Raw genomic sequence first — 12,480 nt, 5'->3', positions numbered from 1 at the left:
CAACATGATGCCCTAGAGTCGTTGAGGAGACAGTGATGACCCGCGTCAGGGATGTTCTAATCGTCGGCGGTGGCCCGGTCGGGCTATGGGCCGCCTGCGAGCTCGCACTGGCCGGCGTCTCCGTGACCGTGTTCGAGCGCCGCACCGAGCGCCACGACCAATCGCGGGCGCTGACCATTCACGGTCGGACGATCGAGACCCTGTCGCTGCGCGGCATCGAAGACCGGTTCGTGCGTGTCAGCACGCCGATCAAACAGGGGCATTTCGCGGTGCTCGAAACCGGGCTCGATTTCGATTTCATCGAGAGCAGGTTCCCCTACACCTTGTTCCTGCCGCAGGACGCGACCGAGACGCTCATCGAGGAGCGGGCGGTCGAACTCGGCGTCGAGATCCTGCATGGCGCTCATGTCGACGGGATCGAGATCGGCGACGATGGCGTGCGCATTCATGCGATTCAGGGCGATGTCAAAATCTCGCTCGAGGGCAGATATCTGATCGGCGCTGATGGCGCGCGCAGCGCGGTACGACAGGCGGCGGGCATCGCGTTCGAGGGCCATCCCGCCACCGGTGTGTGGTTCATGGGGGATGTGGTCCTCGATCGGCCTCCTTCAGTCCCGGTGGTGCGGCAATTCAACGGCGAGGGCTGCGCGATGGTCGCGCCCCTCGGCAACGGCAAACACTGGCGCATCGTGCTCAACGAGGCCGAGAACCGCGGCATGACCCGGGCCGATCCGGTGACGCTGGACGAACTGCGCATGGTCACCAGCAAGATCATCGGCAACGACATGGGCGCGCATGATCCGCTCTGGATGTCGCGCTTCGACAACGAGACCCGCCTCGCCGCCGAGTATCGCAAGGGCCGGGTGTTCCTCGCCGGCGACGCCGCGCACATTCATCTGCCGGCCGGCGGGCAGGGCATGAACGTCGGCATCCAGGACGCGATGAACCTCGCCTGGAAACTCGCGATGGTGATCAAGGACGAGGCGCCCGATGCGCTGCTCGACACCTATGAGAACGAGCGCCGGCCGGTGGGCGAGTATCTGCAGAATACCACGATGGCGCAGACCTATCTGATCACCGCCTTCTCGCCGCACGGCCAGGCGCTGCGCGGCGTGCTCAACGATCTGCTGCATGTGCCCGAGGCCAATCGCTATTTCGCGATGCAGGTCTCGGGATTCGGCGTCAATTATCCCACGCCGCTGCTCGACGACGGCGGCGCTCCCGGCCATCCGCTCGTCGGCCACCGCATCCGTGACGTCGCTCTCACGCTCGAGAACGGGGAAACCACGACGCTCTATGCGTTTCTGTTCCAGGGACGCTGGCTGAGCCTGTCGCTCGCAGGAGGGGCAGCGCCATTGCCTTCCTGGGTGCCCGAAGACGCGATCGTGCGCGCGGTTGCCACGCCCGCCGAGCCCATCGCCGAACTGGAGGGCCTCAGCGCGATCGCGCTCCGCCCCGACGGCTATGTCGCCAGCGCCGTCGCGCGCTGAAACCCATCAGTAGCAAGTAGGAGTAACTGATATGAAAACCTGGTTTGTCACCGGCGCTACGCGCGGTCTTGGCTATGCGTGGGTGGAAGGCGCTCTCGAACGCGGCGATCGGGTCGTCGCGACAGGGCGCGACATCGACCGGCTCGACGGGCTTGCGGCGCGGTTCGGCGATGCGCTTCAGGTGATCCGGCTCGACATCACCGATCGCGCGGCGGTCTTCGCCGCCCTGTCCAAGGCGCAGGAGCAACTTGCGCGTATCGACGTGATCGTCGCCAATGCCGGCTATGGCCTGTTCGGCACGATCGAGGAAACCGGCGAGGAACAGGCGCGCGCCCAGTTCGAGGCGAATTTCTTCGGGACGCTCTGGACGGTGCAGGCGGCGATCCCGCTGCTGCGTGCCCAGCAGGGCGGGCATATCATGATCACGACCAGCGTCGCCGGTGTGATCACCTATCCGACCGCGGGCATCTATAACGCTACCAAATGGGCGACCGAGGGGCTGGGCGAGACGCTCGCCAAGGAAGTCGGCGACTTCGGCATCCGCGTGACGTTGATCGAACCAGGCAGCTTCGCCACCGACTGGAATGGCTCGTCCTCATCGCACGCCGCGCACATGGCCGAATATGCGCCGCTGCGCGAGCGTCTGGCGGCGGCCTATGGTAGTCGCCCCCGCGGCGAGCCCAAGGCCTCGGCCAAGGCCATCCTGGCCGCGGCGGATGCGGAAACGCCGCCATTGCGCCTGTTCCTCGGGCCGATGGGCCTGCCGGCCGCCAAGGCCGCGTTCGCCGAGCGTACTGCGACCTGGGAGCAGTGGCGCGAGATTTCGGACGCTGCCGCCGGTTGATCGACCAGTGGTCAGGGCGTGGTCTGGCCGGCAATGCCGGCCAGCATCGCGGCAAGGCCGAAGTCGAAACGCGCGCCCAGATCGTCCTGCCAGATTTCGGGATATTCCGCCGCGAACGCGGCGAACGCCTCATGGGCGGTTGCCGGGCTGTGTTGCTCGTCGGGCTCGTTGCCCGCCTGTTGTTCGATGACCGCGCCGATCACGAAATGCACGAGCGAGAACAGCGCCCAGACCGCCTGGCGCCGGGTGAGGCCGGCCGCTCGAAGCGCGACGAGGCATGGCTCCGCGATCCGCACGATATTCGCGGTCAGAGGATAGGTGCCGCCGAAAATCCGGCCACCATCGCGGCGTGCCAGCATCGTATCGCGCAACTCATACGCGATGCGACGCAGATGTTCCCGCCAGTCTTCGCCCGGTACGCTTCGGCGATCGATGCTTTCAAGCATGTGATCGGCCATCGCGTCGAGCAGCGCCTGCCGGCTCGAAATGTGCCAGTAGAGCGACGGCGGCTGGATGTTGAGCGCCTGCGCGATGCGCCGCATCGTGGCGGCTTCCACCCCGCCTTTCTCGACCAGGGCGAAGGCGGTTTCGATGATCTGTTGGCGCGTGACGGACATTGATGCCTTCCGGGATGGCGCGGTGGATTGGTTTGGCGGCGACGCGGCGCGCGCGACGAACGTCTTGAGCGCAAGCTGCTCTGATATGCGCGACCCCTTCGATCCGTCGAGCAATTCGCGATAGTGGTCAAGGTCGCGCACGACCGCACCTCCAGGGCACCGCCGCCCATATGGGGCTACAACATGTTGCCTTCTTGTCCAGGTATCTGTCAAATGCGATTTCGGGGCGCTGCTCGGAAGCAATAGTTTTTGCCGCGTTGTTGGGGCCTCTGCTCACGACCAGCACCCTCGATCGTCCGGACGAGAAAGACAATCTATTGTCTAATGGACATCGCGCTATAAGATGCCGGTGAAAGAAGAAAGGACGGCGATGGTCGGCGAAGCGGTGATCCTGGTGCATGGCTCATGGGCTGGAGGATGGTGCTGGGAGCCGGTCGCACGGCTCCTGAGGTCGTTCGGCATTGAGTGTCTTTGCCCGACGTTGAGCGGTCTCGAGGACACCAGTCCCGCCAGCGCCGCCTGTGGCCTCGCTGTCCATGTCGAGGAGATCCTCGCCTTGATCGACGAGCTGGATATGCCCGTGTCGCTGGCCGGCCATAGCTATGGCGCCGTGGTCGTGGCCGAAGCAGCGGCACGCCGGCCGGATCTGGTGCGCAATTGCGCGCTGGTCGATGGCGTGGTCGCCCAGGCCGGCCGCTCCTTGTTCGAGCGGTTTCCCGAACTGCGCGGACGTTTTGCGGCACGCGCGAATCCGGCCCAGCCCGGTTTCATCCAGCCGGCGACGCCCGACTATCTCGGTCTCACGCCCGCGGTCGCTGCCGAGGTCACACCGAAATTACGGCCGATGCCCATTCTGACGCACGAGGAACCGGCGCACCACTCGGCGAGCCGCCTCGGCTGCGCTCGCCACTATGTCGCCTTTCGGGAATTTCCCGGCCGCATCGCGATGGCCATGGAGGCGGCACGCGAGGGCTGGAAGATCAACGTGGTTCCTGGCGGGCACTGGACGATAATGACCGATCCCGAGCTGGTCGCCGAGATTCTGGCGCGCGCCTTTTCCGATGACGTCAGACAGCAAAAAGGCTTGCGATCATGACTCTCAAGGTCGGCATAATCGGAGGCGGGCCCGGCGGCCTCATGCTGGCACGCCTCCTTCAAATGGGCGGCGCGGACGCGTCTGTTTTCGAGCGCGACGAGTCGGCAACCGCTCGATTCTCCGGCGGCAGCCTGGATATGGCACCCGAATCCGGGCGCAAGGCAATCCGCGCGGCGGGACTCGAGCCGGCATTCGCGCAACTCGCCAGGCCGGAAGGGGACGCGTACACGATTTCGGATGAGACCGGTCGCATTGCATTGCGGACACTGGCGCCCCCATCTGGTGCCGGGCGCCCGGAAATCGACCGGTCGCAACTACGCGAGATGCTGCTTTCGTCGCTGCTGCCGGACACCGTCCAATGGGGGCGGCGTTTCTCCGGGCTGACGGATGCCGGGACAGGGAAGCAGGTCCGTTTTCAGGATGGTTCGGTGGTCGATTTCGACCTTGTGGTCGGCGCCGACGGCGCACGCTCGCGCGTGCGACCTCATGTGACAAGCGAGCTTCCCGAATATTCCGGCGTGACCCTGCTCCAGGGGGACATTGCGGCCCCCTCGACAGACTGTCCCGCGATCCTTGATTGGGTCCAGGGCGCCAATTTTTTCGCCGTCGGGCGCGGCATCGGCGTGTTCGTCCAGGCAAGGAGCAATGGCGCGCTTTCGCTCTATGTTTCGCAGCGATGCGCCACTGAAGACGCGCTTCATGTCGATCTTGCGAACGATACCGCGGTCCGTGCCTATGTGCGAGACCTTCTGCGCGGTTGGCATCCGGCCATCATCGCGGCGGTCGAAGCTTCCATGCCGCTCGCCGCCAAGCCGCTCGTCAGAACGGCGGCCGATCAGCGCTGGCATCCTCGGCGGAACATCACCCTGATCGGGGACGCCGCCCATGTCATGCCGCCCTTTGGCGGCGAAGGCGCGAATATGGCGATGCTCGATGCGCTGGTGCTGGCCCGGGAGCTTCTCGCCTCACCTGGCGACAGCGCAGCCGCCATCGGCAGATACGAGCGGGAGATGTTCATCCGTACCGGCAGGGTCCAGCGCGACGTCGCCGCGCTGCAGGAAGTCTTCCATGCGCCGGACGCCGCCGCGCAACTGGCGCGGGCCTTCATATGACCGTCAGCTTCTCTCGCGCCGCCCCGCCAAGGCTTCAGGATTGTTCGAGCGCGTCGGGATGCCGACGCACCGTCTGGCGCATCCAATAGTCGAAATTCGCCGCGACGAACTTCGGCGCGGTCGTGAATCGCTTGGCCTCGCGCGCCAGGTCGGCCTCGACGGGGATCGGCGTCAGCCCGGCGCCTTGCGCGAGCAGCTGCACCCTGGCCGCGCGTTCGAGATGCGCGGCGAGAAAGGTGGCCTTTTCCACGCTGTCGCCGACCGTGAGCATACCGTGATTGACGAGGATGATCGCATTCTTGTCGCCGATCGCGCCGGAAATGATGCGCCCTTCCTCATTGGCGATCGGCACACCGGGCCAGCGATCGAGATAGGCCACGTCGTCATACAGCATGGTCATGTCCATATGACTGACGACGAGCCGCTCGGCCGAGATGGCGAGTGCGGAGGCGTGCGGCGGATGGGTATGGACGATGGCGCGGACGTCCTGCCGCGCCGCATAGACCCAGCTGTGGAAGCGGGCGCCCGGGTTCGCCATCCCCGTGCCCTCGAGCACATCCAGATTGCTGTTCACGCGGACCAACGCGTCGGCGCTTGCTTCGGCGAAGCCGCGCGCGAAAGCCGTCGTCCAGAACGTGCCGTCATCATTGCGCACGCTGATTTGTCCGGCCAGCGTCGGCGCATGGCCCTCGTCCGCGAGGAATCGGCACGCAAGCGCGATCTTCTCCCTTGTGGAGAAGTCCCCGCGCTCGAGCTTGGTTTCCATATTGGCATAGGTGCGGGCGATCACCGCCGCATCGTCCTCCTGCAGCCCCGCATAACCGCTATTGCTCATTCGAATCCCCTCTTAGGCATCGTGTTGCCTATTGGGCATACAACTGTCCAAATTGTCCGTCGAGAGGGTTTATCATTTTTGACGAGTTCCAAAGGAGGCCCGGTCGAGCAGCTGCGAGTACGTCCCGAGTGCGACCGGTTATGGCCGTGAGCACGCGGCTGACCTCCTCCGAATCGGCGATCGATGCGCGCGTGCCGAAGCGTCTCTGTATCCAACGAAGGAGTGGTGCCCGGGGACGGGATCGAACCGCCGACACTGCGATTTTCAATCGCATGCTCTACCAACTGAGCTACCCGGGCATCGCCGGCGCGCCTGATGGGCGCCGGAAAGAGCGGGCCTCTTAATCGGCGTCGTTGGCGCTGTCCAGCCCGGGTGTTGCAACCGATGGATCTTCCGGATCGGCCGGCCCCGCGGGAAGCCGATACCCCTCGCCGAGCCATTGCAGCAGATCGCGATCGCGGCAGCCGCGGCTGCAGAACGGCATGTGCTCCGGGACCGCGGGTTTGCCGCAGATCGGGCATTTGTCGGTCTTTGCCATATCAGATCGCCTCGAAATCATGGGTCATGCCGGTGCGGCGCGCCAGCTCGGCGAGAAGCGCGGGCCGCGCCGTCAGCCAGGCCAGAACGCTCGCGCGGACCTTGTGGTGCCGCATACCCGGTGGCGGCGTACGCTCGATCGCGCGGAGCAGCGCGCGCGCCTCAGCCCCGGCCCGGTCGACGCGGAGCAGCTCGGGCAGCGACATGCGCGCCCGGCGGCGCACGATCTGCAGGAAGCCGAATCCGTTCATCGCGGTACGCTCAAACGGCAAGGGCAGCGCCGCGTCGATCGCTGCCGCCACTGCCTGCCGCGCCGCCTTGCCCTCGATCGTCGGGAAGTCCACGCCGATCGAGCCGCCGATATCGTGCCGCAGGATCGCTGCGCCCACCGCGTGCGCCGCGTTGACCGCCAGCGTCTCCAGCGGCGGATAGCCGTCCACGTCGAACAGGGTCATTGCCGGGGTCGGCGACAGGCGCAGCGCGCCGCCGGGAAAGGCGATCTCCCCGGTCAGCGCCTCTTCCAGCACTTCGGACCAGCCCGCCGCCTCCAGCGCGTCCGGCTCATGCGCGCGCAGGGTGCGAACCGGATGCCCCGACGCGGTGATCCGGGCGAGCAGGCCAGGGGCGGGGGCGAGATGCGCGCCCGGCTCGGCGGGCATGGCTTTGGCGAGCTTCGCGCGGCCCGCCTCGGGGATCGCCTCGCGCACGATCTCGACCGTAAGCGCCGCACCTTGGGTGATGCCGGCCGGCAAGGGGGATATTATCGCCTCGCCATTCTCCACCGCCACGCGCCCCTCGCGGCCCTTGACGGTGATCTCGACCAGTCGTGCCGCCAGCACCGCGCCAACCCGCAGCGCGTCGTCATCCAGCTCGATCCGCGCCTCGACGATCGCGCCGTCCTCGACCAGCGCGGCGCGCGCCTCCCCGATCCCGGACTCGTAGAGCCACTCAGCCAAGGGACATGCCCGCCGCGATCAGCAGCGCGCGGGTCTCGAACAACGGCAGGCCGATCACGCCGGAATGGCTGCCGGACAGGAAACGCACGAACGCCTCGGCCCTGCCCTGAATGGCATAGCCGCCCGCCTTGCCCAGCCCCTCGCCGCTCGCGACATAGGCATGGATCTCGGCGCTGGTGAGCGGCTTGAACGCGACGACCGTGTCGGACAAGCGGGTGCGCGCCTTGCCGTCGGTATCGATCACGCACACCGCCGTCAGGCAGTGATGGCGTCGGCCGGAGAGCAGCCCGAGCATATGCCGCAGTTCCGCCTCGTCATCGGCCTTGCCCAGGATGCGGCGGCCCAGCGCGATCACCGTATCGCCGGCCAGCACGATCTCGCCCTCGGCCCGATCGACCGCGCGTGCCTTGGCCTCGGCCAGGCGCAGCGCATGGATGCGCGGCGCCTCGCCGGGCAGCGGGGTCTCGTCGATATCGGGGTCGGCGACGCGCGCCGGCTCGACACCGAGCCGCGCGAGAAGGTCGCGCCGGCGCGGGGAGGTTGAGGCAAGAACGAGCCGCACTGGCGGCTCCTTTCAGGCTGGATCCCGGCCTTCGCCGGGATGCCGCGCTGCGCGCGTCACTTGAAGCGGTAGGTGATGCGACCCTTGGTCAGGTCGTACGGGGTCAGCTCGACAAGAACCTCGTCGCCCACCAGCACGCGGATGCGGTTCTTGCGCATCTTGCCGGCGGTGTGGCCGAGAATTTCATGGTCGTTTTCGAGTTTTACGCGGAACATGGCGTTGGGCAGAAGCTCCACCACCTGGCCGCGCATTTCGAGCAATTCTTCCTTGGCCAAACAAACCTCTAGCGATGTTGGGAAATCGTGAGCGGGCGCCTTAGCGCCAAAGCGGCCAAAAGGGAAGCTTTGCCGATTCGGGCGGGCGGAGTCGGCATTGCCAGCAGGATTGTCAGTTCGTCAGCGAACTCGAGACAGGCTCGGATACCGGGGCGGGGATTGCTCAGGCCGGGTTGTTCTTGATCAGGAAGGCGTCGAGACGCTTCAGGAAGTCGGCAATATCCTCTTCTTTTTGCAGGCCGTGCCCCTCGTCGGGGTAGAAGGCCGATTGCACGGACGCCTTCCGGCGCTCCAGGGCGGCGACCATCTGCCGCCCTTGCTTTACCGGTACGGTGTAGTCCTTGTCGCCGTGCACGATCAGCACCGGTACCGTCAGGCGATCAGCCTGAAGGAGAGGGGAGACTGATTCCAGATCGGTCTCGTTGTCAGCTTCCCCCTTCACCTTGCGCTGCCAGGCCTTGAAATAGCGGGACGCGGAGAACATCCGTTTGTCGTATCGGAGGATTCCCGGCAGATCGGTCACGCCCGCTAGGCTCACCGCGCAGCGATAGCGTTCGGGATTGCGGATCGCGCCCCACAGCGCCGCATAGCCGCCATAAGAGCCGCCCATGATGCAGACGCGCTTGGGGTCGACCTGGCCTGACCTGACGAGCCAATCCATGCCATCGTCCAGATCATCCTGCATCGCCCTTCCGAACTGGCCATAACCGCGCCGGACAAAGTCCTTGCCATAACCGGTCGATCCCCTGAACTGGGGCTGCAGCACCGCATAGCCGCGGCTGGCAAGGAACTGGACGAAACGATCATAATCCCAGTTGTCGCGGGCGAACGGGCCACCATGCGGCATGACGATCAGCGGCAGGCCCTTGGCCGGCCGATCCCTTGGGAGCGTGAGATAGCCGGGGATGGGGAGACCGTCCCTGGCCGTATAGCGGATGGCCTTGACCGGGGACAGCTTCGCGCCGAGGAGCTTCTCATACGGAGCGGCGACCCGCTGCATTCTTTTGGCCGTCCGGTCGAACACATAATAGGTTCCCGGATCGTCCGCGCCGCCGGACCAGATCAGCACGCGCCGACCGTCGTTGCTGCTGTTCAGGATCCGGTTGTCCGCCTTGGGGAAGACGTGATCGATCGTCGCCTGAAGCTGGCGCTTTTCGGGATCGAGCCATTCCATGTGGTAGCGATCATTTTCGTACGCGACGCCTATCACCTTGTGCGTGACCGGGTCGATCCGGACCTCCGTCACGTCAACTTCGGCATTCTCATAGATCGGCTCGCCGACTTCACCGGTGCGGAAATCGATCCTGTAGGCGGCAAAGCGCCCGGTTCTCGCATTGGTGACGATCAGCCCTGTGTCGGCTCCGCCCAGAAAATAGAGTCCGTCGACCGCGCCGTCATTGTTCTTCACGGCGTTGCGTGCGCGGATCGCCTTGAGCGGCGCATCCGGCATATCGCGATACCATAAGGTCCAGCGGTCGCCGTCATAAAAGATGCCGGTACGAACGACCCCATTGCCGTCGGCGTACCAGTTCCAGATGTTCGAGCGGCTCGGCTCGACGAGCTTCATCTCTCCGGTGACCAGATCGATGCGCTTGACGGAGGGAGTGAGGGACATGCTCTGCTGGCTGGACAACAGGATCCAGCGGCCGGTGGGATCGGTATAGATGACATCGCCGGCGGAAAGCGAGCGGCCCTTGGGATTCAGGACCTTTGCCTCCCCGGTCGTCAGATCCACGGCATAGAGCTGTGTGATTTCGATATCGCTGCCGAAGAAGTTCGCCTGCATCGATCTTGTGAGAAGAACGCGGCCGTTTCCTGCCCACTGGATCTCCGCGATTCCCGCATCGCCCAGATCGACACGACGTATCAGCTTCATGTCGGCGAGGGCGAAGACGTAGAGGGATGTCTTGCCGCCCACCGTCGATTCCGCCGCGATAGCCTTGCCGTCGGGTGAGAGGACAGGATTATTGATGAAGGGCTGTTCGGCGAAGGTGGCGATCGGCACAGCCTCGGTCGTCGCTACGGTGTCCGCAGTGGCGGTGCTGTTCGCCAACGCGATCAGCAGGATTGCTCCCAAGGCCTTAAGCCCCACCGATCGTCTCCTCGCTCTGAGCATTTGCGAGGGTCACGCCGGATTGTTTTCCTTCAGGAACGCCTCCAGCTCCTTCAGGAACTGGACTCGGTCCGCCTCTTCCGAGAAATGGTGATCGCCCTTGGGCTGCTCGACATAACGATAGGGCTTGCCGGCCGCCTTCAGCTTCTCGACCATCTCGCGCGATTGCTTCACCGGCACGCGGGCATCGACCTTGCCGTGCATGATCAGCACGGGAATCGAGAAATCACCGGCGAAATTCACCGGTGAGGCGCCCTTCAGGTCGGTCGCCTGGCTGCGCCAGTAATCCTTGCTGCGGCTGCCGTTCAGGAAGCTACCGTCGTGGCGCAGGATCGCCGCCATGTCCGACACGCCGGCATAGGAGACGGCGCAGCGATAGACCCCATGGTCGCGCTGCGCCGCGCGGAGCGCCGCATAGCCGCCATAGGATGCGCCGACGATGCAGACTCGCTTCGGGTCGGCGATGCCCTCCTTCGCGGCCCATTTGATCCCGTCGATCAGGTCGTCCTGCATCGCCAGGCCCCATTGGCCATTGCCCTTTTCGGAGAAGGCGGTGCCATAGCCGGACGAGCCCCGGTAATTGGGCTGGAGCACGACATAGCCGCGATTGGCGAGGAACTGCGTCCACCAGTCCCAGCTTTCCTCGTCGCGCGCGAAGGGGCCGCCATGCGGCATGATGATCAGCGGCAGGTTCCTGGCCCCGCCTGTGGGTCGGGTCAGCACCGCCTCGATCTCAAGCCCGTCGCGCGCCTTGTAGCGGATCGTGCTGACCGGGGCGTAGGGCTTCTTGCCAAGCCCCTCGCTGATCGAGGCGAGCGGGTGCATCACTCCCTCGTCCTGCCGGAAAGTGTAATAGGTGCCGGGATTGTCGGGACTGTCGACCAGCACGATCAGTACGCCGAAATCGCGGCTCCACGACACGATCTGCGCCCGGCGCGTGCCGACCGCCTTGTCGATCTGCGCCTGGACTTCGGCAAGCTTCGGATCGAACCAGTGAGTCCGCGCCCGCGTATCCGAATAGCGCACGCCGATCAGGCGCGTGCCGCCATCGCCGGTGATCAGGCTGTCGATGTCGTAACCGGGAACGCCGAACAGTTTCTCGCCGGTCTTCAGCGATGCCAGGTCGAGATTATAGACCGCGTTGAAGCCGTCCTCGTCGTCATAGGCGATCGCCTTGCCCGCTTCGGGCAGGAACATCGCCGGCACATTGCCCAGCGAGGCGCCGGGGCCTCGCACCTTGTCGACGGTCCGGAAGGACTTACCCTGCGCATCGCGATAGAGCATCCGGGTGGTGCGGGACGAGTCGTCATAACCGATGCCGAGCCGGACGGTGCCCGCGCCGTCGGCATACCAGTCCATCACGCGCTCGGTCGGCGCGAGGACGCGTCTGCTCTTCCCGGTGGATACGTCGAAATCGCGTACCTCCGGCCAGAATGCGGGATTGTCGACATAGATCGAGTTCTGCATGGCAAGCAGGACATGCGGCGATCCGTCACGTGCGATCCACAGGATGTCGTCGGCGCTCTGCCCGCCCACTTCCTTGCCGAGCATCACGATCTTCTTGCCGTCGGCGCTGATCCCGGCGGCGCGGCGGATATACCAGCTGTCGCCCTGCACCGGTGTGGTCGAACCGATCCGCACCACCAGCCACTGGTCGTTGACCCAGGACCAGCTGTTGAGATCCATCTCGCCCTGCGCGATCTGCGCCATCTTCGAAGGCTCGGCAATCGGAACGATCGCCAGCCGCTGCGCCCCGTTCACCGCGAGGCGGGCGGCGACCTTGGTGCCGTCGGGTGACAGGACGGGCCCCTGGATAAAGGGCAGTCGCGCGAACAGCTCGAGCGGAACCGGTGGCGGCAGCGTTGATTGAGGCGTTGCGGGAGTGGGGGCGGCAGTGGAGGCGGGCGCCGCGCTGTCCTGTCCCATGACGCTCATCGGGGCGGACAACAGCACCGCACCCGCGCACAACAGCATCCAACGCATTGACAGCCCCCTGATTCCCCGCGCCTGTCTAGCCCATCCCGGGTGCGTCGGAAAGCGGCC

General features: G+C 65.5%; 12 protein-coding genes and 1 tRNA gene. 4 read left to right on the top strand and 9 right to left on the bottom strand.

Features of this window, described 5'->3' with window-relative positions; all coding sequences use genetic code 11:
* The first annotated feature begins 35 nt into the window (after positions 1-35).
* Together AC1RT8_RS20685 and AC1RT8_RS20680 are read left to right on the top strand one after the other, a co-directional pair.
* On the top strand, positions 36-1,490 hold the full coding sequence (locus AC1RT8_RS20685) for an FAD-dependent oxidoreductase (RefSeq protein ID WP_493077946.1): 1,455 nt from the start codon (positions 36-38) through the stop codon (positions 1,488-1,490).
* Positions 1,491-1,521: 31 nt separating this feature from the next.
* Positions 1,522-2,334: an SDR family NAD(P)-dependent oxidoreductase gene (locus AC1RT8_RS20680; RefSeq protein ID WP_493077944.1), complete on the top strand. Its 813-nt coding sequence runs from the start codon at positions 1,522-1,524 to the stop codon at positions 2,332-2,334.
* Positions 2,335-2,345: 11 nt separating this feature from the next.
* Here AC1RT8_RS20680 and AC1RT8_RS20675 read toward each other — a convergent pair whose 3' ends face one another.
* Entirely contained in the window at positions 2,346-3,092 is a 747-nt protein-coding gene (locus tag AC1RT8_RS20675; protein ID WP_493077942.1) for a TetR/AcrR family transcriptional regulator C-terminal domain-containing protein, read from the bottom strand.
* A 229-nt stretch (positions 3,093-3,321) separates the two neighbouring features.
* Between AC1RT8_RS20675 and AC1RT8_RS20670 the strand changes: the two genes are divergently transcribed.
* Positions 3,322-4,047 carry an alpha/beta fold hydrolase gene (locus AC1RT8_RS20670; protein WP_493077941.1) on the top strand — a complete coding sequence of 242 codons (726 nt, stop codon included), beginning with the start codon at positions 3,322-3,324 and terminating at the stop codon, positions 4,045-4,047.
* Positions 4,044-5,159 (top strand): FAD-dependent oxidoreductase, encoded by a 1,116-nt coding sequence (locus tag AC1RT8_RS20665; RefSeq protein WP_493077939.1) that lies wholly within the window; start codon positions 4,044-4,046, stop codon positions 5,157-5,159. Before AC1RT8_RS20670 ends, AC1RT8_RS20665 begins: the two co-directional genes overlap by 4 nt.
* A 34-nt stretch (positions 5,160-5,193) precedes the next feature.
* Here AC1RT8_RS20665 and AC1RT8_RS20660 read toward each other — a convergent pair whose 3' ends face one another.
* From AC1RT8_RS20660 to AC1RT8_RS20625, 8 genes are all read right to left on the bottom strand, one after another.
* Positions 5,194-5,994 (bottom strand): aldolase, encoded by an 801-nt coding sequence (locus tag AC1RT8_RS20660; RefSeq protein WP_493077938.1) that lies wholly within the window; start codon positions 5,992-5,994, stop codon positions 5,194-5,196.
* Positions 5,995-6,217: 223 nt separating this feature from the next.
* Positions 6,218-6,293, bottom strand: a tRNA-Phe gene (locus AC1RT8_RS20655).
* A 41-nt stretch (positions 6,294-6,334) separates the two neighbouring features.
* Entirely contained in the window at positions 6,335-6,532 is a 198-nt protein-coding gene (locus tag AC1RT8_RS20650; protein ID WP_493077936.1) for a DNA gyrase inhibitor YacG, read from the bottom strand.
* Between the two features lies 1 nt (position 6,533).
* Entirely contained in the window at positions 6,534-7,487 is a 954-nt protein-coding gene (locus AC1RT8_RS20645; RefSeq protein ID WP_493077935.1) for a ribonuclease, read from the bottom strand.
* Complete coding sequence (locus AC1RT8_RS20640) at positions 7,480-8,049, bottom strand: Maf family protein (protein ID WP_493077933.1); 570 nt, start codon at positions 8,047-8,049, stop codon at positions 7,480-7,482. The genes AC1RT8_RS20645 and AC1RT8_RS20640 overlap by 8 nt, the downstream gene beginning before the upstream one ends.
* 56 nt (positions 8,050-8,105) lie before the next feature.
* Positions 8,106-8,324, bottom strand: a complete 219-nt coding sequence (gene infA / locus AC1RT8_RS20635; RefSeq protein WP_010162480.1) for a translation initiation factor IF-1 — start codon at positions 8,322-8,324, stop codon at positions 8,106-8,108.
* A gap of 163 nt (positions 8,325-8,487) precedes the next feature.
* Entirely contained in the window at positions 8,488-10,416 is a 1,929-nt protein-coding gene (locus AC1RT8_RS20630) for a S9 family peptidase (protein WP_493077929.1), read from the bottom strand.
* Between the two features lie 33 nt (positions 10,417-10,449).
* The gene (locus AC1RT8_RS20625) at positions 10,450-12,420 is read right to left on the bottom strand and encodes an alpha/beta hydrolase family protein (protein ID WP_493077927.1); all 1,971 of its coding nucleotides are present in this window, start codon (positions 12,418-12,420) and stop codon (positions 10,450-10,452) included.
* Between the last annotated feature and the right edge of the window lie 60 nt (positions 12,421-12,480).

Source organism: Sphingomonas sp. GW821-FHT10F11, assembly GCF_058809095.1.
Note: the sequence above shows the minus strand (reverse complement) of the source record. Positions and strands in the feature narration are given on the sequence as shown.

What these genes read in the sequence shown, in the direction of transcription:
- AC1RT8_RS20685 (WP_493077946.1), top strand. Translation starts at nt 36, where the DNA reads ATGACCCGCGTCAGGGATGTTCTAATCGTCGGCGGTGGCCCGGTCGGG.
- AC1RT8_RS20680 (WP_493077944.1), top strand. Translation starts at nt 1,522, where the DNA reads ATGAAAACCTGGTTTGTCACCGGCGCTACGCGCGGTCTTGGCTATGCG.
- AC1RT8_RS20670 (WP_493077941.1), top strand. Translation starts at nt 3,322, where the DNA reads ATGGTCGGCGAAGCGGTGATCCTGGTGCATGGCTCATGGGCTGGAGGA.
- AC1RT8_RS20665 (WP_493077939.1), top strand. Translation starts at nt 4,044, where the DNA reads ATGACTCTCAAGGTCGGCATAATCGGAGGCGGGCCCGGCGGCCTCATG.
- AC1RT8_RS20660 (WP_493077938.1), bottom strand. Translation starts at nt 5,994, where the DNA reads ATGAGCAATAGCGGTTATGCGGGGCTGCAGGAGGACGATGCGGCGGTG.
- AC1RT8_RS20650 (WP_493077936.1), bottom strand. Translation starts at nt 6,532, where the DNA reads ATGGCAAAGACCGACAAATGCCCGATCTGCGGCAAACCCGCGGTCCCG.
- AC1RT8_RS20625 (WP_493077927.1), bottom strand. Translation starts at nt 12,420, where the DNA reads ATGCGTTGGATGCTGTTGTGCGCGGGTGCGGTGCTGTTGTCCGCCCCG.